Raw genomic sequence first — 21,334 nt, 5'->3', positions numbered from 1 at the left:
CTCCACCACCATGCACAACAGGGCCTCAGAATTGCTTGGATACGAGGTTGAAAATACGGAGCCATCAACAAAGGACTGACCACAGGCCAAGCCGCAGCAAGGCTGTGACCAGAGGCCCAGAAGTTGAGTCGCTTGGGCCAGCAAGACCTGCTCAAACACCAAGCCCACAGCGCAAAACGAGGCGACTTTTCATCGCAGCTCCCGGTGGATGCGAAGCCAAGGTGACTGGGCAAACCCCTGGAAGGCCGGAGAATCGTTTTGATAAATAACGACATCTCTTCTATGCCAGGCATAACCCTAAAAGCGTTCCGTTTGCAGCCAGCCGCCCCACAGCAACAGCGCGGCGATGCATAGCTACCTACTGTGGGCGACGCCCACCTTGGTGGTGGCGCTGGCCATTGCCTTTCTGAAGTGGAACGCGACCCGGGCGGCACTGCTGGGTCTGGCGCTGACGGTGCCCATCGCGTTTTTCAGCGGCCCGATTCCTTTTTCCATCGACAAGCTCGGTGAGTCGCTCATGCGGGGGGCCTGGATTGGCGGGACCATCGCGCCCTATATCCTGGGCGGCCTGCTTTTTTGGCGCGTCGCGTCCAGCAAGCACGCGCTCGACGGCGCTGATGGCCCCTCTGCGGGTCTCGACCCCTATGCGCGTCGCAGAAGGCTTTTCTTTGCCTGTTTTTTGGTCGGCCCTTTTGCCGAGTCCGCGACCGGTTTTGGCGTCGGCATGGTGGGCACGGTGGTGATGCTGCGCCACCTGGCCCTGGCGCCTTGCCATCTGATGGTGTTTGCCTTGCTCAGCCAGACTTTCATTCCCTGGGGTGCGATGAGCAGCGGCACGCTGCTGGGTGCTGCCTACCTGCGCGTGTCGCCCACGGACCTGGCTCTGTATTCGGCCGTTCCTGTCGCGACCTTGATGCTGCTGTGGCTGGCCCTGTTCTGGGTCACTTTGCGCCAAGCCAAAGAGCACATGTCGCTCCGCGAGTGCGCATGGGAGTTGCTCTGGGTGGCGGCAAGTCTGGCCAGCCTCGTGGCCTGCACCTACTTGCTGGGTCCGGAGACGGCTCTGCTTGCCGCCTTCAGCCCGCTTATCATTCTTCGCTACCTGGTGGATGAGCGCCCCGATGGGCAGCAAGTTCGCCAACGTGCCATCGCCTGCCTGCCCTATGGCTTGATCATTGGATGGCTGGCCGCGACCAGGCTCTTTCCCAGCCTCAGGGAATGCCTGTCGACCCTGCTATGGTTCCGGCCCTTTCCCGACCTGCCCACCTTGCTGCCGTTGATGCATTCCGGCCTGTGGTTCCTGGTGGCCGCGCTGTTGACCGCTGCTTTGCGCCGGCGCACGCACACGCTCAAGGCCGAGGTCCTGGCCTCCTGGTCCACCGGCAAGCAAGCCGTGTGGACGGTGTTTCTGTTTGCGATGATGGCGGAAATGCTCAATAAATCGGGCATCGCGCAAGGGCTGGCCAACGGCCTCTTTGCCGCCTTGGGGCCTGACGCCATGGTGCTCACCCCAGCACTGGCGGGCGCGCTAGGGATCATTGCCAATACCGGAAACGCCGGCAACAGCCTGCTGCTGCCACCGCTCTCCACGCTCGCGTCTCAGGCCGGTATCAGCCTGCTGGCCACGGGCGCGGTGGTGCATGTCTCCGGTCTGGCACTGGGCTTTTTCTCACCGGTGCGCATGTCCATTGCGGCCAAGCTCAGCCATGGGGCTTCAGAGGAGCGGTCGGTCTACCTGTTCCTGCTGCCGTTTGCGCTGGCGGCATTCGCGGTGATGATCTGTTTTGCCTGGCTCAGCACCTGGTACAACTAGCACCCGCCCAGTGCAGCCGTTTCAGTAGTGAAGGAGATGGGGACCGAGGCCGGCTAGCCTGGCCCCTGCCACTCGACAAATTCCACTCTTTGGGATTCACACAAGCGGTTCAGCGCAGCGACGCCCAGCACAAAGTGTGCCTCCTTCTCATGCGCCGCCAAAGCCTGGCGGTCGGTCCATACCTCAAAGAGATAGACCAGCTCCTTGCCCACCGCCACGTCGTAGCGCAGGCAGCCGGCTTCTTGCCGGCTGGCCTGCGCCAAGGTTGTGAGTGTCGAGACGACATCCGGCAAACAGCCCGCGCGGGGCTGCAGCGTGACGATCAGGTTCAGGGCTTCCGTCAAACCAGGGCTCCTGGGGTGCGCTGAGCAAACCATGCCGGCATGTCTTACTCCACCGTGACCGACTTGGCCAGGTTGCGCGGCTTGTCCACATCGGTGCCGCGTGCCACGGCCGTGTGGTAGGACAGCAGCTGCAGCGGCACCACATGCAGGATGGGGCTGAGCACGCCGTAGTGCTCGGGCATGCGGATCACATGCATGCCCTCTTCGTTCTCGATATTGGTGTTGGCGTCAGCCAGCACATAGAGCACACCGCCGCGCGCGCGCACTTCCTGCATATTGCTCTTGAGCTTTTCCAGCAGCTCGTCATTGGGGGCGACGGTGACGACGGGCATCTCGCTGTCCACCAGCGCCAGCGGGCCGTGTTTGAGCTCGCCGGCCGGGTAGGCTTCGGCGTGGATGTAGCTGATCTCCTTGAGCTTGAGCGCGCCTTCCAGCGCTATCGGGTAGTGGATGCCACGGCCCAGGAAGAGCGCATTTTCCTTGCGCGCAAAGTCCTCGGCCCAGCTGACCACCTGGGGTTCGAGCGCCAGCACGGCTTGCAGGGCCAGCGGCAGGTGGCGCATTTTTTCCAGGTAGGCATCGGACTGCGCTTCAGTGATGTGGCCCTTGCTCTGGCCCAGGGCCAGGGTCAGCAGGAACAGGCCCGCCAGCTGGGTGGTAAAGGCCTTGGTCGAGGCCACGCCGATTTCCATGCCCGCACGGGTGATGTAGCTCAGCTTGCACTCGCGCACCATGGCGCTGGTGGCCACATTGCAGATGGTCAAGGTGTTGGTCATGCCCAGGCCCTGGGCATGGCGCAGTGCTGCCAGCGTATCGGCCGTCTCGCCCGATTGGCTGATGGTGACGACCAGCGCCCGGGGGTTGGGCACACTCTTGCGGTAGCGGTATTCGCTGGCCACTTCCACATTGCAGCGGATGCCCGCCAGGCCTTCGATCCAGTACTTGGCGGTGCAGCCGCTGTAGTAGCTGGTGCCGCAGGCCAGGATCAGTACCTCGTCGATCTCCTTGAACACGCGCCAGGCGGCATCGCCCTCCACGCCATCAAACAGCTCGGGCACCACGCTTTGCACGCCTTCGAGCGTATCGGCAATCGCGCGCGGCTGCTCGAAGATCTCTTTTTGCATGTAGTGGCGGTAGGGGCCCAGCTCCACGGCGCCACTGTGCGCATGCACGGTCTTGACCGGGCGGTCGGCCGCCTCCAGCGTCTTGCCGTTGTGGTCCACCACCCAGTAGCGGCCAATCTGCAGGTCGACCATGTCGCCTTCAGCCAAGTAGACGATCTGGTCGGTCACGCCGGCCAGCGCCATCGCATCGCTGGCCAGGAAGTTCTCGTTGTTGCCCACGCCCAGGATCAGCGGCGAGCCGGCACGTGCGCCGACCACGCGGTGGGGTTCGTCCTTGTGCATGACGGCAATCGCATAGGCGCCGCGCAGGGATTTGATGGCCTGCTGCAAGGCCGTGAACAGGTCGCCGTCGTAGTGGCTGTCCACCAGGTGGGCAATCACTTCGGTATCGGTCTGGCTCAGGAACTGGTAGCCCTTGGCCTGCAGCTCGGCGCGCAGCGCTTCGTGGTTCTCGATGATGCCGTTGTGCACCAGGGCCACGCGGCCCACGGCTTGCACATCGGCCACGCCCGGGCCAGCGCTGAAATGCGGGTGGGCATTGTGCACGGCGGGCGCACCATGCGTGGCCCAGCGCGTGTGGGCAATGCCGGTGGCGCCTTGCAGCTGCTCGCTCGCTACCTGCTCCACCAGCTCGGCGACGCGGGCCGTGCTGCGGGCGCGGCGCAGGCCACCGGGCTGGCGGCCGTCGAGGCTCGCTTCATGCACGGCCACACCGCAGGAGTCATAACCCCGGTACTCCAGCCGCTGCAGGCCTTGCACCAGCACCGGGACGATATTGCGCGTAGAAACTGCACCAACAATGCCGCACATAGCATTCACTCCTTGATCAACAATGGCTGCAGTGTAGACAGGTCAGCATTGTATTTTCTTTCCATTTTTGCAAGTTTTTGAAATAATATTTCTCATTAAATATCTATTGAAATAAAATTTCACAATGAACGATGATTTGAATGATTTCACGCTGGATATCATCGACCTGCAGCTGCTCGACGCTCTGCAAAAGGATGCCTCGGTCAGCAACCACGCGCTGGCCGACAAGGTACATGTCTCGCCCCCCACCTGCCTGCGGCGCATCAAGCGCCTGCGCGAGCTGGGCCTGATCGCCGCCGAGGTCGCCTTGCTCTCGCACGATGTGCTGGCCAAGGTGCAGGGCTTTGGCCTGTTTGCGCTGGTCGAAGTGAGCCTGGAACGCCAGGGCGCCGAAGAGCTCGATGCCTTTGAGGCTGCCGTGGTGCAGAATGACCAGGTGCAGCAATGCTGGCGTGTCAGCCCGGGGCCGGACTTTGTGCTGGTGGTCTACGCCCATGACATGCCCGGCTACCTGGCGCTGACGCAAAAGCTCTTCACCTCACAAAGCAATGTGCGCAATGTGAAAACCTACTTCGCCACCAAGCGCAGCAAGTTCATCACCCGCATCCCCCTGCCCAAGGGTCCGCACCTGTCGCACCACGGCTAAAGCCTGCTAGCGCCTCAACAGCAGGCTTGGCGGTGCCAACACCCTCTGAGCCCTGCGATTACCCGCTTGGTAAAAACGGGCATTGCGCTACGGCCTTGTTGCCCAGCCCTCCGCAGCCACCGTGCATGGCTGCGATGTGCATGACCACTCTCAGGCAGTCGTTGTGGACGAAAACATTCAACAAATGTAACAAGCCCGGACTGGCTTGTCTTGGCGGTGGTCCGGCCTCATACTTACACCGGGAGTATCAAACAGTAACATTGACAGCTATGCCTGCAACGACTGTGACCCACGGCTAGGAGAGGCTATACATGGTGCATATCAAAATGGACAGCACCCAGCAGCGCAGTGACTGGGGCCGCATTGTTTTTCTGGCGTCCTGTGCGCTGGCCGCCGCAGGCGCGCTGTGGCAGCGCAATGCCTCCTGGCCCATCTGGCTGGCTGTGGCGCTGCCGCTGCTGGCCTGGCCCCTGCTGGCCCGCTGGCGCACCCGCCGCACGGGCGGGTCGGACGTCAACGATGTCATCCTTAGCTTTGTTGACGGCCTGGTCATTGGCGTCTGGGTGGCGCTGGTGCATTTCCACCTGCTGACCAGTGCCATCATGCTGATGGTGCTGGTGCACTGCACCTACGCCATGCAAAGTGTGCGCCATGCGGCCCTGGCCGTCGTCGGCGCCATCGCGGGCCTGGCGGTCACCGGTCTGCTCACCTCGTTCGAGGTCCAGCGCCACACCAGCACCTTCACCATTGTCGGCAGCCTGCTGGCCGTCGCCCTGTACCTGGCGATGCAAGGCATTGCCACCGGCCACCTGCTGCGCAGCCTGGCCCACAAAGAGCAGATGCTGATGGTGATGCGCCGCGTCGATGCGATGACTGGCTTTTTTGGCCGCATGTACTGGCAGGATCTGGCGACCCGCCTGTTCGCCTATGCCAAGCAAAAGGACATCCCGGCGTTCCTCATCGTCGTCGATGTGGATAACTTCCGCGAGCTCAACAGCCGCCATGGCGAGACCGCTGGCGACGAGGTCATCATTGCCGTGGCCAACACCTTGCGCACCTGCGTGCGCCCAGGCGATGCCACCTGCCGCTTTGGCGGCGACTCGTTTGCCGTGTTGCTGTCGGGTGTCAACCTGGACATTGCCAACCAGATTGCCGACCGCATCCACAGCCAGGCACTCAACCGCCGCCTGCGCGACTGGCCCGATGTGCAGATCAGCGTCAGCATCGGCATTGCCAGCCTGGCCAAGTACCACCAGTCGGTGGACGACTGGATCGTGCAGGCCGAAGCGGCGCTGGAACAGGCCCGGGGCGCCCCGCGCATGTACGGCAGCTATGCCGAGCTGGAACCGATCTCGGCCGCACACCTGGCCGAGCTGGCCAATATGCCGGGCCCGGCAGCAGCGGCCAGCTGATCCTCTCCCGCAGGCAGGCCATCCCCGCCTGCCTGCCCCCGCATCGGCATGGCGAAGGCCTAGAAACTAGAATGATAGTCATTCTCGTTTTCAGAGCTTTGCCACCGCCATGCCATCTTCTCTTGCCCCCTGGAGCGCCCAACGCTGGCATGCGCTGTTCTGCGCCCACCAGCCGCAGCTGCTGGCCTACCTGACCGGCAAGACCGGCAGCCGCGATGAGGCCCGTGACCTGGTGCAGGAGACCTGGCTGCGCCTGGCGACCGCCCCCGCGCAATTGCCCGATGGCAGCTCCCCCAGCCAGGAAGCGGCCCGCGCCTATCTGTTTGCCACCGCCAAGCACCTGGCGCTGGACCATTTGCGCCAGCGCGGCATGCAGCAGCGCAGCCTGCAGGATTGGCAGCAGCTGCAGCCCCCCAGCGCCAGCGATGTGGCCGACCAGGCCATGTACCGCCAGGCGCTGAATCTGGTGGCCCAGGTCATCGCCGAGCTGCCCGCACGCATGCAGTCGGCGCTGCTGGCCCACCGCCTGCAGGGCCAGACCCATGCGCAGATTGCGCAGAGCCTGCAGGTATCGCTGAACACCGTGGAGCGCGACCTGATGCAGGCCGATGCCTGCCTGGAGGCCGCCCTGCTGCGCTGGCGCGGTGATGCCCAGGGCACGCAGCAGGCCGCTGCACGGCGCCGCCGCCGGGGCGCGCTGGGCGCTTTGCTGCGGGTTGCGGGCCTGGCCTGCGCCGGCTGGCCCGCCTGGCAGCTGTGGCAGCAGCGCCTGCTGTGGCAAGGCAGCCTCGCCAGTGGCACCGGCATGCAGCGCAGCCTGGATCTGCCCGATGGCAGCCAGCTGCGCATCGATGCCGCCAGCCATGTGGAGTTACGCTACCGCGCCGGCCTCCGCGAGGCCCAGCTGCTGGCGGGCGCGGCCTTCTTCAGCGTGGCGCGCGATACCGAGCGGCCCTTTGAGGTGCAGGCCGGCGCCGTGCGCATCCGCGTGCTGGGCACCAGCTTTGGCGTGGAGCTGGAGCCCGATGCGGTGCTGGTGCAGGTCGAATCGGGCCTGGTGCGGGTGGAGCAACTGGGCAGCCAGCAGCAGATCGTGCTGCAAGGCCAGCAATCGCTGCGCGTGCCGCTGGCCGCTGGCGCAGCTGCCTGGCAGGTACAGGCCCAGCCCCGGCCTGCCGCCTGGCGCGAGGGCGAGCTGGTCTTTGACCAGCAGCCGCTGGGCCAGGTGGTCGAGCGCCTGGGGCGCTACAGCAGCCGCCCGCTGCAGATTGATGCGGGCGCTGCGCAGCTGGCCATCAGCGGCCATGTGCGCATCGTGCAGGCCGAGCGCTGGCTGCGCAACCTGCCGCAGTTGGCGCCGGTGCAGGTCAAGGCCCAGGCCGATGGCGCCTTGCTGATCAGCCTGCGCAAAAAGAGCTGATGTATTTTTCAGGGTTTTGCGGCCTGGTTCGTATTTGCTTTCAGAAGACCGGTCTGGCCCTCCAGGCCTCGGTCTTTGGCCATCCCCTTCGCTCTTGCTGAAAGCCTTTATGCCTCTCGCCCCTGCGCCCTCCGTCTTTTCCTCGCGCTCTTCCCCCCTGCGCCGCCCCTCTACCCTGGCCCGCGCCTGCGCTGCACTCAGCCTGGGGCTGCAGCTGCAGCTGGCCGCTGCCCAAAGCCTGCAGCTGGAGCTGCCCGCCCAGCCCCTGTCCGCTGCGCTGAGCCAATTTGCCCGCCAGGCCTGCCTGCAGCTGACCTATGCCTCCGAGCTGGTGCAGGGCCGGCAGTCACAGGCGCTCAGCGGCCGCTATGAGCTGCAGCAAGGCCTGGCCCAGCTGCTGCAGGGCAGTGGCCTGCAAGGCCGCATCGCAGGCGGCACCTTGACCCTGGAGCGCATACCAGCGCCAGCCACCGCCCCTGCGCCCGCACAGGACCCCACCCTGCCCCAGGTCACCGTGTCGGCCGGCGACCAGTATGTCAACCTGCTGCCGGCGCCCTATGCCGGTGGCCAGGTGGCCAAGGGCGTGCGGCTGGGCGTGCTGGGCAATACCCGCAATATGGATGCGCCCTTCAGCACCACCAGCTACACCGCCCAGGCGGTGCGCGACCAGCAGGCCAGCACCATTGCCGAGGCAGTAAACCGCGACCCCTCGGTACGCTACACCGTGCTGCCCGGCGGCAATGTGGACAACCTCTATATCCGGGGCTTTCCGATCTGGGAAGGCAACTCCGGCGAAATCGCCTTTGACGGCATCTACGGCATTGCGCCCAACTACCGGGTGCGCACCGAGTATGTGGACCGCATCGAGGTCATCAAGGGCCCGGGCGCGCTGCTGTTTGGCATGTCGCCCAATGGCTCGGTGGGCGGCGTGATCAATATCGCGCCCAAGCGCGCCAATGAGGAGGTGGCCAGGCTGACCCTGGGCCACAGCTCCGACAGCCTCTGGAACACCCATGCCGATGTGGGCCGGCGCTTTGGCGACGAGGGCCAGTACGGCATCCGCATCAATGCCAGCAAGTACCAGGGCGATACGGTGGTGGACCAGCAGCGCAGCAATGGCAATGTGCTGGCGCTGGCGCTGGACTACGAAGTGGCGCAGTTCCGCGCCACCTTGGATATCCTGTCGCAGGACGAGCGCATCGATGGCGTGGGCCGGCCCATCATGCCCAGCGGGCTGGCCGCGCTGCCGGCCGCCCCCAGCGGCAAGCGCAATGCCTCGCAGGCCTGGGAATGGTCGGACAACCGCGAGCGCGCCGTGCTGCTGCGCACCGAGTTCGATGTGACCGAGCAGCTCACGGTGTTTGCCAATCTGGGCCAGTCGCGTGCCGATGTGGACCGCCTCTACGACTCCGCACCGCGCCTGACCTCGGCCTCCGGCGCCACCAGCAGCACCCCCACCTATGCGGTGTTCGATGTGGACCGCAGCACCATCGATGCCGGCCTGCGCTCGCGCTTTGCGCTGGCGGGGGTCAAGCACTCGGTCACCTTGCAGCTGGCCAGCTACCGCGAAGAGTTCCACCGCGCGCTGCAAGCGGGCAGCACGATCCAGTCCAACATCTATGCACCCATCGCCAACAGCCCGCAGAGCATTGCCCGGCCGAGCGACATTCCCCGCATCCATGACAACCGCAACACCAGCCTGGCGCTGGTCGACACGGTGGGGCTGCTGAACGACCGCCTGCAGCTGTCCCTGGGCCTGCGCCACCAGGTGATCAAATCGACCAACTTCAATGCGCTGACCGGCGCCACCGCCAATGTCTATGACGAGAGGGTCACCACGCCCGCGCTGGGCGTGGTCTGGCGCCAGGCGCCGCACTGGTCGCTCTACGCCAACTACATCGAAGGGCTGAGCAAGGGCGATATCGCGCCGCCGTCGGCCAGCAACTACGGCGAAGTGCTGCGCCCCTACAAAAGCCGCCAGTACGAGATCGGCAGCAAGTACGACCTGGGCAGCTTCATGGCCACAGCCTCGCTGTTCAGCATCGAGAAACCCAGCGGCGGGCTGAACCAGGGCGTCTACCAAAGCAATGGCGAGCAGCGCAACCTGGGCATGGAACTGTACGCTTATGGCGAAGCCGCCAAGGGCCTGCGCCTGCTGGGCGGCCTGACCTGGCTGAAGCCAGAGATCACCCGCGCCGCCACAGCCTCGCTGGTGGGCAACCGGCCCATCGGCACCTCGCGCCTGCTGGCCAATGTGGGGCTGGAATGGGATGTGCCCGCCCTCCAGGGCCTGAGCCTGATCGCCGACCTGGCCTACACCGGCGCCCAGTTTGCCGACCAGGCCAACCAGCTGCGCATTCCGGCCTGGACGCGCGCCGATCTGGGCCTGCGCTACAGCACCCGCATCGCCGACCGCAAGACCACCCTGCGCGCCACCGTGCAGAACCTGGCGGACCGCAATGCATGGGCAGGGGTCACGTCCTGGGGCGCGGTATCGCCGATGGTGCCGCGCACCTTTGTCGTGTCGGCATCGGTGGATTTCTAAGGCTGCTGGGCAGCGCCGGTTCTAGAAGAGGCGCTTAGCTTTTCTTCTGCGGCCGGTCCCAGTTCGCAATGCTGACCTGCTTGCCGCGCGCCACGCTCAAGGCGCCCGGCGGCGTGCTCTTGGTGATGGTGGAGCCGCCGCCCACGGTGCCACCGGCGCCAATGGTCAGCGGCGCTACCAGCACGCAGTTGCTGCCCACATGCACATCGGCTTCGATCACGGTGCGGTGCTTGTTGGCGCCGTCATAGTTGGCGGTGATGCTGCCCGCGCCGTAGTTGACCCGTTCGCCAACCTCGGCATCGCCCAGGTAGGCCAGGTGGTTGGCCTTGGCGCCATCTGCCAGGCGCGAGTTCTTGACCTCGACAAAATTGCCGATGTGCACCTGCTTGCCCAGCTGGGCACCAGGGCGCAGTCGGGCAAAGGGCCCGACCAGCGCGCCCTCGCCCACCAGGGCGCCCGCAGCCTCGCCATCGATATGGGTAAACGGGTGGATCACCGCATCGGCGGCAATCTCGGCATTGCTGATATGGCAGTAGGCGCCAATGCGCGCGCCATCGCCAATGCGCACCTGGCCGCCAAAGATGCAGCCCACATCGATCTCCACATCCTGGCCGCAGATGAGCTGCGCCTTGCCGCCGCGCGCATCGTCGCGCAGGTCAAAACGGGCCGGGTCGGCCATGCGCACACCTTGGGCCATCAGCGCCTGGGCCTGGCGCATCTGGTGGGCACGCTCCAGTTCGGCCAGTTGCTGGGGGCTGTTGATACCGGCCACCTGCAGCACATCGGCAATGCAATGGCCTTCCACCGCCACGCCATCGGCAACGGCCATCGCCACAATGTCGGTCAGGTAGTACTCGCTCTGGGCGTTGTGGTTGTTCAGCTGGGCCAGCCAGGGCTTGAGCCGGCGCAGTGGCACAGCCATGATGCCGCTGTAGATCTCGGTGATCGCGCGCTCGTCCGCATTCGCATCCTTTTGCTCGACGATGCGCTGCACCGTTCCCTCGGCATTGCGCACAATGCGGCCGTAACCCGTAGGGTCGGGCATGTTGACCGTGAGCAGCGCCATGCGGTCGCTGCCTGCGGCATCAAGCAGGCCCTGCAAGGTGCCCGCCTGCGTCAGAGGCACATCGCCGGACAGCACAATCGCCATGCCCTCATCAGCCAGCAGCGGCACCGCCTGCTGCACCGCGTGGCCCGTGCCCAGCTGCGGCTCCTGGCGCGCAAAGGCCAGCTGGCTGATGCCGGCGCTGGTCTGGCCGATGGCCGCCTCCACCTGGTCAGCGCCATGGCCGGTGATCACCACCGCCGAGCGGGCCTGCAGTTGGGCTGCGGTATCGAGCACATGCTGCAGCAGCGCGCGCCCGGCCAGCTTCTGCAACACCTTGGGGTAGCGGCTTTTCATGCGCGTGCCCTTGCCGGCGGCCATGATGATGATGTCGAGTGGAGCGGTCATGGTGGATCAGCGAGGCGGCGCCGGGCACCGCCTCTAAAAGACAAAACCCTGTGATTATCGCGCTCTACAGGCTTTCAGCTTCCGCCACCGCCACTGTCTTTGGGCAAAAAAAACAGCCTGCGCAAGGCAGGCTGTTGTGGGCAAGTGTTCGAATGAGGGACTTAGACAGCCCAGCAAACCGAAGGTTTGCGGTTGAGACGAGGCGTTCAGCCGCAGGCAGTACAAACGTACGACAAGGCTGAACAACGGCGTATCAAGGGCTGTGTCAGTCACTCTATATGTTGTAGAGCATGCTGCCGTCGGTCTTCCCCCATTGGAAGCGCGTGAACCAGCGTGCGGGCTGCTCGTCCAGGTTGGGCTGGCCGCCCTGGTTCTTGGGGAAGTGGTAGACCAGCGCATCCTGGCGCTTGCTCTCGATGACGACCGATTGGCCGGCCTTGAGCACAACCGTGTGGCCGGCGTGCAGCACCAGGTCACCGGCTTGCAGGCTGGCTTCGTTGCTCAGACCCAGGCCCAGGGTGACCCAGGCGGTGCCTTCGGAGATGCGCAGCACGGTATCGCGCTGGGGCACAAAGCTGATGGCCTTGCCGGTGGGCAGAATGCGCATCTCGGCAGCGGCCGAGGCAGCGCGGCTGGCACGCGCGGGGCGCGCAGCGATGGAGCCAGCAGACAGAACATGAGATGCAGACATTGCCATGGTGTTTTCCTTTGCAGGGCCCTGGTCTCGTTTCGATCCTAGGGTTTACCCGATATGCATATCTTGCGCCTGGGCAGCGCCTGCGTCCAATGAATAAAACAAGGCCGATCGATGCAGCCGCAGCATTAATGGTTTACCCTAGGTTTTGGTCTTTCCGCAGCCCCAAGGCCACACCAAGCCAGCGGCAGCTATCGAAGCAGGAGCATGATGGTTAGCCTGCCCCGGGCATACACCCTGGCGCAGTGTGTACTTCTTGCTACAGTGCCTCCACCATGCCAGACCTGCCTCTGCCGCCTTCCCTGCTCCGCACCCGGCCCATCGCCGTGGGCCATCTGCGCGCTTTTCTGGCGGTAGCTCGCTACCTGAACTTCCGCGCCGCTGCCGAGGAGCTGGCGTTGACCCAATCCGCCGTCAGCCGGCAGATCCAGGCGCTGGAAGACGAGGTCGGCATTGCGCTGTTTTTGCGCCATACCCGCGCGGTGGAGCTGACCAGCGCTGGCGCCCAGCTGCAGCGCGCCGTGTCGCCGGCCATCGAGCGCATCGACTCGGCCGTGCGCCTGATCCGCCAGACCAGTGGCCGCAAGAGCGTGGCCATCACCACCTGGGCCAGCTTTGCGTCGATGTGGCTGATCCCGCGCATGGAGGCTTTTCAGCGCGACAACCCCGAGATCGACATCCGCATCGATGCCACCGACAACGTCCTCGACTTGGAAACCTCGGATGTGGACCTGGCGCTGCGCTACAGCCTGCCCCAGCATGCCACCGCCAACGCGCAGCGCCTGTTTGGCGAGCAACTGGCCGTTGTCGCCAGCCCCTGGCTGCTGCAAAGCCACCCGCGCATCAGCCAACCCGCCGATGTGGCTCGCCACACCTTGATCGAGGCAGGCGACGCCCACCGCCTGCAGCACCTGGACTGGCTGACCTGGGAGCGCTGGCTGGAGCTGCACGGCTGCGGCAATCTGCAACCCAAACGCTGGCTGTACCTCAACTACGCGCACCAGATCGCACAAGCCGCCCTGACCGGCCAGGGCCTGGCGCTGGCACGCATGCCACTGGTGGCCGATGCGCTGGCCAATGGCGATCTGGTCGAGGTGCTGCCCGAATACCGCATGGATTCACCGCTCGCCTACTGGCTGATCATTGGCCCGCGCAGCCAGCAACGCCCCGAGGTGACGGCCTTCTGCGCCTGGCTGCAGCTGCAGGCCGCCGCTACGCGTACGGCCATTGGAGATACCACCGGCAGCTGATTGCCGCTTGGATAAGACGCGCGCTGATACGCCTGTGCTCTCAGCCCCGGCCAATTCACTATTAGACAAGCCAGAGCACCCTCCCTACAGTCAAAGCGGCTGCATGCGCGTTCCACGCCCGCAGGCAGCCACCTATAACGACACAAGGAGACAGCCATGTTCAACCCTCGCTTTGGCCGCCGGCAGGCGCTGGCGCTGTGTGCGGCGCTGCTCGCGGGCGCCGCCAGCCCGGCGCTGCAGGCCCAGGACTTTCCCAGCAAGCCCATCAAGTTCATCGTGCCCTTTGGGCCAGGCAGCGGCACCGATACGTCGGCGCGCTACTACGCCAAAAAGCTGCAGCAGCTCAGCGGCCAGCCGGTGGTGGTGGAGAACCGGCCAGGCGGCAATGGCTTTATAGCGGTCAAGCAGGCCTTGGCTGCTCCGGCCGATGGCTACACTGTCTTTATCGGCAGCAACTCCACCCTGGCGGTGAACACGGCGCTGTTCAAGGAGCTGCCCTATGACCCGCAAAAGGACTTTGCACCGCTGATGATGATGATGCGCGCCCCGGCCATCGTCGTGGCGCCGGGGGATGCCGATACCAGGCAGCTCAAGGATCTGGTGGCCAAAGCCCAGGCCAGCCCCGGCAAGATCAACTTTGGCGCGGGCTCGGCCGGCTACCAGCTGATGGGGGAGCTGTTCAACGATGTGGCCAAGGTGCAGACCGTGCATGTGCCCTTCAAGGGCGCGGGCGAGGTCGCCACCGCCGTGGCCGGCCATACGGTGGATTACGCCTTTGCCGAGGCCACCTCGGTGCAGGAGCTGATCAAGGCCGGGCGGCTGACGGGCCTGGCCGTCGCCTCCGACAGCCGCGTGGCCGCCCTGCCCCATGTGCCCACCGCCCGCGAAGCGGGCCTGCCCGGCATCGAGGCCTACACCTGGGTGGGCGCGATGGTCAACAGCAAGACGCCGGCGGACACCAGCGCCAAGCTGGCGGGCTGGTTCATGCAGATTGCGGCCGAGCCCGAAACCCAGCAGTTCTATGCCAACCTGGGCGCCACGGCGATGAGCGGCGGCCCGGCGCAGATGCGCCAGTTCCAGGCCGATGAGATTGCGCTGTGGAAGCGCATTGCGACCCAGGCCAAGATTGAGCTGCAGTAGGCCTCGCTGCTGACTGGCGCGGGCCAGCAGTCAAAAGAGGCGATCAGAAAAAAGAGCCGCCCCCCCACAAAGGGAAGCGGCTCTTTGATCAAACAGCCAGCCGGGCCAGACCAGCCCGGCCAACCCCGCTTTAGGCCAAGGTCACGCGGGCGAACTTGCGCTTGCCCACTTGCACGACAAAGCTGCCAGCGGGCAGCTTCAGGCCCTTGTCTTCGATCACCACACCGTCCACACGCACACCGCCGCCGTCGATCAGGCGGTTGGCTTCGCTGCTCGAAGGGGCGAGGTTGGCCTGCTTGAGCAGGGCGCCAATGCCCAGCGGCGCGCCGCTGAGCGCGACTTCGGGGATGTCGTCCGGGATACCGCCCTTGCTGCGGTTGATGAAATCCTGCTCGGCCGCCTCGGCTGCAGCGGCGCTGTGGAAGCGTGCGGTGATTTCCTTGGCCAGCAGCACCTTGGCGTCCTTGGGGTTGCGGCCGCCTTCGATCTCCAGCTTGAGCGCGGCGATTTCCGGCAAGCCCATGAAAGACAGCAGGGTGAACCAGTCCCACATCAGGTCGTCCGAGATCGACAGCACCTTGGCGAACATGGTGTTGGCGTCTTCGGTGATGCCGATGTAGTTGTTCTTGGACTTGGACATCTTGTGCACGCCGTCCAGGCCCACCAGAAGCGGCATGGTCAGCACGCACTGCGATTCCTGGCCGTACTCGGCCTGCAGGTGGCGGCCCATCATCAGGTTGAACTTCTGGTCGGTGCCGCCCAGCTCCAGGTCGCTCTTGAGCGCCACCGAGTCATAACCCTGCAGCAGCGGGTAGAGGAACTCGTGCAGGCTGATCGAGCTGCCTTCGTTGAAGCGGGTGTGGAAGTCGTTGCGCTCCATCATGCGCGCGACGGTGTACTTGGCCGACAGCTCGATCATGCCGCGCGCGCCCAGCTTGTCGCACCACTCGCTGTTGTAGCGCAGCTCGGTCTTGCTCGGGTCGAGCACCTTGTAGGCCTGCTCGCGGTAGGTCTCGGCATTCACCTGGATCTGCGCCGCAGTCAGCGGCGGCCGGGTGCTGTTGCGGCCCGACGGGTCGCCAATCAGGGTGGTGAAATCGCCGATCAGGAAGATCACGGTATGGCCCAGATCCTGCAGCTGGCGCATCTTGTTGAGCACCACGGTATGGCCAATGTGGATGTCCGGAGCGGTGGGATCCAGGCCCAGCTTGATGCGCAGGGGCACGCCCGTCGCCTCGGATTTGGCCAGTTTTTTGACCCATTCCTCCTGTGGCAGCAGCTCATCCACCCCACGCAGACTTACCTGCAAAGCCTCTTGCACACGGTCGGTAACAGGGTAAGTTGTAACAGTCGATTGATTCATATGGGGTTTCTCAGGTTGCCAGCAAAGCCGAGGGCGTTATACTGCGTCCCTTGCGTTGCAGCGTTTTATTCTAGCCGCGTCTGTCAGACGATGTCCCAAGGGGACTTCATCCAGACCCGCGAACGCTGCTCATGAAGTTTTTTTGTGCCATCTTGTTAAAAAACACCCTACCGCGCCTGCAGACGCGGTTTGTTTTGGCTCCGACTGCGCAGCCGGCAAGATGGCCATCCATAACCGGGATGGAACATTGAACAACGGATTCATCACCGCTGGCAGCCTCGTCATTCGCCAGCTGGTCAATACCGCCCAAGCACACCCCAAGCGTCTCGCTGCAGCCCTCGCCGTCATGTTGATGACTGGCGGCGGCGCCGCTTTTGCCGTGGCTGAGCTGGGCCCCAATCCGTCCGACATGCCTGTGCAGACCGTGGAATACCCCGTCGAGTCGCTGGCTTCGGACATTTCGATCGCAGACCTGGTCGACGGACCAGGTTTTTCTTTGTACCGCACCGATGAGGTGCGCAGCAACGACACGCCCGAATCCCTGCTGCGCCGCCTGGGCGTGGCGGACCCGGCAGCCGCGGCCTTCATCCGCAGCAATGCCAAGGCGCGCAGCGCCATCATTGGCAAGGCCGGCCGCCAGATCACCGCCGAGACCACCCAAAGCCATGAGCTGACCACCCTCACGGTACGCTGGGCCGGTGACAGCAGCGATGTGTTCCAGCGCTTCAGCATCCGCAAGGCCGATGGCAAGTTCGACACCCTGACCGAATTCCTGCCGCTGACCCATGGCACGCGCCTGTCGGGCGGCATCATCCGCAGCTCGCTGTATGCGGCCACCGATGCAGCCAGCCTGCCTGACAACGTCTCGAACCAGATGGTCGAGGTGTTTGCCGACAAGATCGATTTCCGCCGTGCGCTGCGCGCCGGTGACCGCTTCTCGCTGGTCTACGAAACGCTGGAAGCCGATGGCGAGGTGCTGGGCACCGGCCGCCTGCTGAGCGCCGAGTTCCGCAACAACGGCAAGACCCATGAGGCGCTGTGGTTCCAGGACTCGCCCAAGGACAAGGGCGCCTACTACAACTTCGCCGGCGAAAGCGGCGAGCGCAGCTACATCGGCTCGCCGGTCAAGTACACCCGCGTCTCCAGCGCCTTTGCGATGCGCGTGCACCCCATCCACAAGACCTGGTCGGCCCACAAGGGTACCGACCTGGCAGCCCCGCAAGGCACGCCGGTGCGCACCGTGGGCGACGGTCTGGTGACCTTTGCCGGCGTGCAAAACGGCTACGGCAATGTGATCTACATCGACCACGGCAACAAGCACGAAACCGTCTACGCCCACCTGAGCCGCATCGCCGTCAAGCAAGGCGCGCGCGTGGGCAAGGGCGACGAGATCGGTGCCGTCGGCCAGACCGGCTGGGCCACCGGCCCGCACCTGCACTTTGAGTTCCGCGTCGCTGGCGAGCAGCGTGACCCACTGGCCATGGTCGCCGAGAGCGAAACCAGCAAGCCGATCAGCCGCCAGGCCCGCGCCAAGTTTGACAACCTGGCCAACAGCATGCGCCTGGCCCTGAACGACCAGATGCTGATGCTCGAGACCAGCGCCAACCAGTAAGCGGTTACGCCCGTCCGCCGGTAAGCAGCACGTAACAGCCGCTGCCCCCAGGCCCCCACAATCTTGGTATTGTTGGGGCCTTTGCTTTTGCACCTTTGAAGACAATGACTGAACGCTTTATGGGCCTGATGTCCGGCACCTCGCTGGATGGGGTGGATGGGGTGATTGCCCAGTGGCAGGACGGCCGCATGGAGGTGCTGCAGTACGCCAGCACCGGCTTTGCCCCCGAGCTGCGGGCCGAGCTGCTGGCGCTCAACAGCGCCGGCGAGCAGGAGCTGCACCGCGCCGCGCTCGCGGGCAATGCGCTGGCACGCAGCTATGCGCAGGTGGTCGATCGGCTGCTGGCGCGCAGCGGCCTGCAGCCGAGCGACATCACGGCCATTGGCGCCCATGGCCAGACCGTGCGCCACCAACCAGGCCTGTGGGATGGCACTGGCTATACCTTGCAGCTCAACAACCCGGCGCTGCTGGCGGAGCTCAGCGGCATTGCCGTGGTGGCCGATTTCCGCAGCCGCGATGTGGCCGCTGGCGGCCAGGGCGCGCCGCTGGTGCCCGCCTTTCACCACAGCGTGTTTGGCGGCGGCGACGCGGCAGGCAGTCTGCGCTGGGTGCTCAATATCGGCGGCATCTCCAACATCAGCCGCCTCGACGGCGACGACATCCGCGGCTGGGACTGCGGCCCCGGCAATGCGCTGATGGACCACTGGTGCCAGCTGAACACCGGCAACCCCTATGACGATGGCGGCCACTGGGCGGCCAGCGGCCAGGTGATTCCGGACTTGCTGGCGGCCTTCATGGAAGAGCCCTTCTTCCAGCTGCCTCCGCCCAAGAGCACCGGGCGCGACCTGTTCAACCCCGCCTGGCTGGCCCCGTTGCTGGAGCGCCATGCGCCCGGCGCCGCGCCTGCCGATGTGCAGGCCAGCCTGACCGCCTTTACCGCGCTGGCGATTGCGCAAGACATGCAGCACCACGGCGCTGCCGAGGGCCAGACCTTGATCGTCTGCGGCGGCGGCGCGCTCAACCAGCAGCTGCTGCAACGCCTGGCGGGTCTGCTGCCCGGCATCGCCGTGGACAGCTCGGCCGACCATGGCCTGCCCCCGCAGCAGGTCGAGGCCAGCGCCTTTGCCTGGCTGGCCCGCCAATGCTGGCAGCGCCTGCCCGGCAATCTGCCGGCGGTGACCGGTGCACGCGGGCCCCGGGTGCTGGGGGCGATCTACCCTCGCTGACAAATGGTTAGCCAGCTAGGCGGTCAAGCATCCCCGCCATCGGGCGCCGGCTTGACCGGCTCATCCTTGTCGAGCTGGCTGAACACCAAGGTCGCGGCCAAGGTCATCAAGGCCACGGTCAAAAAGGTGGCGTGGATGGCGCGCAGCGACTTGTCCGGGTCGGTAATCCAGCGGTCGGCATAGCCTGACAGCAGCGCGCCGGCCAAGGCCACGCCAATGCCCATGGCCAGCATCTGCACCATCGACAAGAGGCTGTTGCCGCTGCTGGCAAATTCGCCGTCCAGGTCTTTCAGGGTGACCGAGTTCATCGCCGAGAACTGCATGGAGTTGAAGCCGCCAAATACAAACAGCTGCAGCAGCAGCAACCAGGGCGGCTGCTGGGCGCTAGTCAATGCAAAGCTCGCCAGCATGAAGGCGACCATCACCGAGTTGACCTGCAGCACGCGGCGGTAGCCAAAGTGCTGCACCGTCTGCACCGCAAAGCGCTTGACCAACATGCTGCCCATGACGGTGGCCAGCATCATCATGCCGGCGTTCATCGGTGCCATGCCCAGGCCCACCTGCAGCAGCAGCGGAATCAGAAACGGCGCAGCCCCGGTGCCGAAGCGGGCAAACAGATTGCCCAGCAGGCCCACGCGCAGCGAGCGCACGCGGAACAGCTTCGGCGGAAACAGCGGCTCGGGCACTCGCAGCGCATGCATCCAGTAGCTCGCCAGGCTGGCCAGGCCAAACACCATCAGCACCACGACCATCGCTATGCCCAGGCCCATGCCGGACATGCCATCCAGGGCCACCGAAATGGCCACCATGCCGAATGACAGCAGCGCATAGCCCAGGCCATCGAACTTGCGCGGCACCGACCAGGTGGTCTTGGGCATCCAGCGGCGCGCGGCCCAGACGCCAAAGAGACCGACCGGCACATTGATCCAGAAGATCCAGTTCCAGGTCGCCACCTCCACCAGCCAGCCGCCCAGGGTCGGCCCCAGCAAGGGGCCGATCTGGCCGGGAATGGCGATAAAGCTCATCGCGCGGATGAAATCACCCTTGGGGTGGCTGCGCAGCACCGCCAGGCGCCCCACGGGCAGCATCATCGCGCCGCCCACGCCTTGCACCACACGCGCAGCGATCAGAAAGCCCAGGCTGGGCGAGAGCGCGCAGAGCACCGAGCCCAGCACAAACAGCGCAATCGCCCACATGAAGACGCGGCGCGTGCCAAAACGGTCAGCGATCCAGCCCGATGCGGGAATCAGCATGGCCGTGGTCAGCGAGTAGGCGACGATCACCGACTGCATTTTCAGCGGGCTTTGGCCCAGCGAATGGGCCATGGCCGGCAGCGCGATGTTCAGGATCGTGGCATCGAGCGACTGCAGAAAAAAGGCAATCGCCACCAGCCAGAGCAGGCGCTCCTTGTGGGGCGCAACGGGGCGGGGGGTCAGTTCAGCGGACATGGACAAAACAAAAGCCGCTGGTCAACAGCGGCTTGTGGCAAGGTGGTGGACCAGAAGGCAAGCACAGGAGCAATGCCTTCCATCACAGACTGCGCGGCTTATACCGAGAAGCTCGATCCGCAACCGCAGGTGGTCGTGGCGTTCGGGTTCTTGATCACGAACTGCGCGCCCTGCAGGTCTTCCTTGTAATCGATCTCGGCGCCCAGCAGGTACTGGTAGCTCATCGCATCGATCAGCAGCGACACGCCATTCTTGGTCATGGTCGTGTCGTCGTCGTTGGCAATCTCGTCAAAGGTAAAGCCATACTGGAAGCCCGAGCAGCCGCCGCCTTGCACGAACACGCGCAGCTTCAGATCCGGATTGCCTTCTTCGGCAATCAGATCGGCCACCTTCGCCGCTGCACTGTCGGTAAAGACAATCGGGGTGGGCATTTCCGTCATGGTGTTTTCAGCAACTTCGCTCATGGGAGACGACTCCTGTCTTATTTGATGTACTGCAAAGAATGGTACTCCAATCGCATGTTTCTCGCAGCCTGGGGGCCGGGTGACGCCAATTGCAGTGTGGGAATAGCCCACCCGTAGCGAGCAGCCATAAAAAAACCGCCCCGAGGGGCGGTTCTTGGCAAGTAGCCAGCAATTAACGCTTGGAGAACTGCTTTGCGCGGCGTGCAGAGTGCAGACCGACCTTCTTACGCTCGACTTCACGTGCGTCACGGGTCACGAAGCCAGCTTGGCTCAGTTGCGACTTCAGTGCTGCATCGTAATCGATCAGAGCGCGGGTGATGCCGTGGCGGGTGGCACCGGCTTGGCCGGATTCACCGCCGCCGTGCACGTTGACCTGGATGTCGAAGGTTTCGACATTGCCGGTCAGCACCAGGGGCTGCTTTGCAATCATGATCGAGGTTTCGCGGCCGAAATATTGTTGAATGTCCTTGCCATTCACAACAATCTTGCCGGAGCCCTTCTTCAGAAACACACGGGCGACGCTGGATTTGCGACGGCCGGTGCCATTGTTCCAATCACCAATCATCTCGG

17 protein-coding genes are annotated in these 21,334 nt (G+C 64.7%); 9 read left to right on the top strand and 8 right to left on the bottom strand.

Features of this window, described 5'->3' with window-relative positions; translation table 11 throughout:
- Nucleotides 1-346: 346 nt before the first annotated feature.
- Nucleotides 347-1,813: a hypothetical protein gene (locus tag WH303_RS04480; protein WP_339517171.1), complete on the top strand. Its 1,467-nt coding sequence runs from the start codon at nt 347-349 to the stop codon at nt 1,811-1,813.
- A 53-nt stretch (nt 1,814-1,866) separates the two neighbouring features.
- Here the strand turns inward: WH303_RS04480 and WH303_RS04475 are convergent, their stop codons facing one another.
- The gene (locus WH303_RS04475) at nt 1,867-2,157 is read right to left on the bottom strand and encodes a putative quinol monooxygenase (RefSeq protein WP_339517170.1); all 291 of its coding nucleotides are present in this window, start codon (nt 2,155-2,157) and stop codon (nt 1,867-1,869) included.
- 44 nt (nt 2,158-2,201) lie between these two features.
- Nucleotides 2,202-4,091: a glutamine--fructose-6-phosphate transaminase (isomerizing) gene (gene glmS, locus WH303_RS04470; RefSeq protein WP_339517169.1), complete on the bottom strand. Its 1,890-nt coding sequence runs from the start codon at nt 4,089-4,091 to the stop codon at nt 2,202-2,204.
- A 124-nt stretch (nt 4,092-4,215) separates the two neighbouring features.
- On the opposite strand from glmS, the gene WH303_RS04465 reads away from it, so the two are divergent.
- From WH303_RS04465 to WH303_RS04450, 4 genes are all read left to right on the top strand, one after another.
- Complete coding sequence (locus WH303_RS04465; protein ID WP_339517168.1) at nt 4,216-4,737, top strand: Lrp/AsnC family transcriptional regulator; 522 nt, start codon at nt 4,216-4,218, stop codon at nt 4,735-4,737.
- A gap of 311 nt (nt 4,738-5,048) precedes the next feature.
- Complete coding sequence (locus WH303_RS04460; protein ID WP_021028894.1) at nt 5,049-6,149, top strand: GGDEF domain-containing protein; 1,101 nt, start codon at nt 5,049-5,051, stop codon at nt 6,147-6,149.
- Nucleotides 6,150-6,258: 109 nt separating this feature from the next.
- Nucleotides 6,259-7,569, top strand: a complete 1,311-nt coding sequence (locus WH303_RS04455; RefSeq protein ID WP_339517167.1) for a sigma-70 family RNA polymerase sigma factor — start codon at nt 6,259-6,261, stop codon at nt 7,567-7,569.
- A 109-nt stretch (nt 7,570-7,678) separates the two neighbouring features.
- On the top strand, nt 7,679-10,114 hold the full coding sequence (locus tag WH303_RS04450; RefSeq protein ID WP_339517166.1) for a TonB-dependent receptor: 2,436 nt from the start codon (nt 7,679-7,681) through the stop codon (nt 10,112-10,114).
- A 34-nt stretch (nt 10,115-10,148) separates the two neighbouring features.
- On the opposite strand, the gene glmU is transcribed toward WH303_RS04450, so the two are convergent.
- Entirely contained in the window at nt 10,149-11,567 is a 1,419-nt protein-coding gene (gene glmU / locus WH303_RS04445; protein WP_339517165.1) for a bifunctional UDP-N-acetylglucosamine diphosphorylase/glucosamine-1-phosphate N-acetyltransferase GlmU, read from the bottom strand.
- Nucleotides 11,568-11,841: 274 nt separating this feature from the next.
- The gene (locus WH303_RS04440) at nt 11,842-12,264 is read right to left on the bottom strand and encodes a DUF2917 domain-containing protein (RefSeq protein WP_312989409.1); all 423 of its coding nucleotides are present in this window, start codon (nt 12,262-12,264) and stop codon (nt 11,842-11,844) included.
- A gap of 272 nt (nt 12,265-12,536) precedes the next feature.
- Between WH303_RS04440 and WH303_RS04435 the strand changes: the two genes are divergently transcribed.
- Nucleotides 12,537-13,511, top strand: coding sequence for a LysR substrate-binding domain-containing protein (locus tag WH303_RS04435; protein ID WP_021026894.1), 975 nt, complete (start codon nt 12,537-12,539; stop codon nt 13,509-13,511).
- Nucleotides 13,512-13,667: 156 nt separating this feature from the next.
- Nucleotides 13,668-14,651, top strand: coding sequence for a Bug family tripartite tricarboxylate transporter substrate binding protein (locus tag WH303_RS04430; protein WP_339517164.1), 984 nt, complete (start codon nt 13,668-13,670; stop codon nt 14,649-14,651).
- A 130-nt stretch (nt 14,652-14,781) separates the two neighbouring features.
- Here WH303_RS04430 and tyrS read toward each other — a convergent pair whose 3' ends face one another.
- A complete protein-coding gene (gene tyrS, locus WH303_RS04425; RefSeq protein WP_339517163.1) occupies nt 14,782-16,014 on the bottom strand; it encodes a tyrosine--tRNA ligase in 1,233 nt (410 codons plus the stop codon).
- A 220-nt stretch (nt 16,015-16,234) separates the two neighbouring features.
- On the opposite strand from tyrS, the gene WH303_RS04420 reads away from it, so the two are divergent.
- Both WH303_RS04420 and WH303_RS04415 read left to right on the top strand, forming a co-directional pair.
- Nucleotides 16,235-17,626: a M23 family metallopeptidase gene (locus WH303_RS04420; protein ID WP_339517162.1), complete on the top strand. Its 1,392-nt coding sequence runs from the start codon at nt 16,235-16,237 to the stop codon at nt 17,624-17,626.
- 104 nt (nt 17,627-17,730) lie between these two features.
- Nucleotides 17,731-18,852 (top strand): anhydro-N-acetylmuramic acid kinase, encoded by a 1,122-nt coding sequence (locus WH303_RS04415; protein WP_339517161.1) that lies wholly within the window; start codon nt 17,731-17,733, stop codon nt 18,850-18,852.
- A gap of 23 nt (nt 18,853-18,875) precedes the next feature.
- Here WH303_RS04415 and mdtD read toward each other — a convergent pair whose 3' ends face one another.
- The 3 genes from mdtD to rpsI form a co-directional block, all read right to left on the bottom strand.
- Nucleotides 18,876-20,300 carry a multidrug transporter subunit MdtD gene (mdtD, locus tag WH303_RS04410; RefSeq protein ID WP_339517160.1) on the bottom strand — a complete coding sequence of 475 codons (1,425 nt, stop codon included), beginning with the start codon at nt 20,298-20,300 and terminating at the stop codon, nt 18,876-18,878.
- 98 nt (nt 20,301-20,398) lie between these two features.
- Nucleotides 20,399-20,764, bottom strand: coding sequence for an iron-sulfur cluster insertion protein ErpA (erpA, locus tag WH303_RS04405; RefSeq protein WP_021026899.1), 366 nt, complete (start codon nt 20,762-20,764; stop codon nt 20,399-20,401).
- Between the two features lie 172 nt (nt 20,765-20,936).
- Nucleotides 20,937-21,329 (bottom strand): 30S ribosomal protein S9, encoded by a 393-nt coding sequence (gene rpsI / locus WH303_RS04400; RefSeq protein ID WP_021026900.1) that lies wholly within the window; start codon nt 21,327-21,329, stop codon nt 20,937-20,939.
- Between the last annotated feature and the right edge of the window lie 5 nt (nt 21,330-21,334).

Source organism: Comamonas sp. MYb69, assembly GCF_037479315.1.
GTDB lineage: Bacteria > Pseudomonadota > Gammaproteobacteria > Burkholderiales > Burkholderiaceae_C > Comamonas.
Note: the sequence above shows the minus strand (reverse complement) of the source record. Positions and strands in the feature narration are given on the sequence as shown.